2 protein-coding genes are annotated in these 1,970 nt (G+C 39.1%); both read left to right on the forward strand.

Features of this window, described 5'->3' with window-relative positions; all coding sequences use genetic code 11:
- On the forward strand, positions 1 to 657 hold a 657-nt coding region (locus AC06OU_RS12395), incomplete at its 5' end, for an amidohydrolase family protein (RefSeq protein WP_475856131.1).
- Positions 658 to 678: 21 nt separating this feature from the next.
- A partial coding sequence (locus AC06OU_RS12400; protein ID WP_475856133.1) for an alanine/glycine:cation symporter family protein occupies positions 679 to 1,970 on the forward strand: 1,292 nt, incomplete at its 3' end.

Consider the following 1,970-nt stretch of genomic DNA (forward strand, 5'->3'; position numbering starts at 1 on the left):
TCCATGTATGAAAAAGAAGAACTGTTAGAGCTGATGAAAAACTGTAGAGAATTTAATATGCCTATTGCAGTTCATACCATAGGGGATCAGGCATTAATAGACGTTTTGGACAACCTGGATCATTTAAAGCCGGTTGCTTATAGAGATAGGCTAATACATGTGTCTATTTTAAACAATGATTTAATTGAACGCTTGGCCAGTCCTCATCGAATAATAGATGTACAACCTAGATTCGTAGCAAGCGATTATCCGTGGATTGTGGATCGACTTGGAGAGACTCGTGCCAATATGTCTTATCCATTTAAAACTTTACTAGAACGAGGTGTAATCACTGCCGGTAGCTCTGATGCCCCAATAGAGCCACTGAATCCTTTATTAGGCATTCATGCTGCCGTTACGCGTAAAAAGATAGGAGAAGTACATCAAGGCTATAATGAAGCTGAGAAAATTTCCATGTACCAGGCGTTTAAAATGTTTACCATTGGAGGGGCCTTCGCAACTAATGAGGAACACACGAAAGGAACTTTAGAAAGAGGAAAGTATGGGGGCATGACGGATCTAAACAAAAATCCGTTTAGTATGGAAAATGCGGATGAACTTTTAGAAACTGAAGTAGAAATGACTATTATCGGTGGAGAAATAAAATATAGAAAATAATAAAATAAGGGGGGTTACAGTATGGAAGCATGGTTGGAAACAATAGTTGGATGGCTATGGGGATTACCTTTAATATTTACAGTTCTCTTTGTAGGACTCTACTTTACGATAGGAAGTAAGTTGTTTCAATTTGGCTATTTGCCTCATATTTTCAAGGTGACTTTCGGGGACTTGTTTAAAAAAAGAGACAAATCGGCTGATGCGAAGGGTATATTAACACCATTTCAAGCAGTAAGCACTGCAATAGGTGGCAGTGTAGGAGTAGGGAATATAGGCGGTGTTGCAACTGCTATAGCTATTGGAGGACCTGGTGCTGTCCTCTGGATGTGGCTTACCGCTTTATTAGGAATGATCACGAAAACAGTAGAAGTAACTCTATCTGTCCATTACAGAAATACAGATGAAAAAGGCCAACCATTTGGTGGACCCACTTATTATATGGAGAAAGGCTTAGGAGAAGAGAAGAACTTTAAGTTTTGGAAGGTACCTGCTATTCTTTTTGGTGTTGGAATATTTACTACATTCTTCATCACGCTTCAAAATTATACGATTTCCGAGGCTTTAAGCTCTTCATTTAATATAGACATGATTCCGGCATCCTTCATCTATCTAGTTCTCATTTATATTATTATTTATGGAGGAATTAAACGAATTGGAGAAATAGCTGGGCGGCTTGTACCTTTTATGTGTATTTTCTACGTGCTGGCCGGACTGTTTATTATTTTTAAAAATTACACGGAGATTATTCCCGTTTTTGCTTTAATATTCGATAGTGCCTTCACTGGAACTGCTGCAGTAGGCGGGTTTGCTGGAGCAGCAATAGCACAAGTAATTCGCATGGGAGTAGCAAGAGCAGTCTATAGTAATGAGGCTGGATGGGGGACATCCCCAATGATTCACTCTACGGCTAAAACTAGTCATCCGGTTAAACAAGGAATGTGGGGTGCGGTTGAAGTATTTATAGATACTATGATCGTTTGTACAATTACGGCGTTTACTATCATTATCACCGGTGCTTGGTCTTCAGGATTAGACGGTGCTGCGTTAACACTGTCCGCTTTTGAAATTGGAATTGGTGAATTTGGCAGATATGTGATCACTATTTCTATTTTCCTTTTTGGTCTTACTACATCTACAGGCTGGTATACGTACTATGAGATTCTGTTAAGACAAGTCTTTGGGGATGAGAAGAAGTTAACGTTAAAATATAAGATTTTGCTTTGGTTTAAATGGCTTTACCCAATACCGGGGTTCCTAATGGTTGTTTATGCTGTGATGTATAACCTACCTGGAATGGCAGTATGGTATTTTGC

The organism is Psychrobacillus sp. (assembly GCF_056205495.1).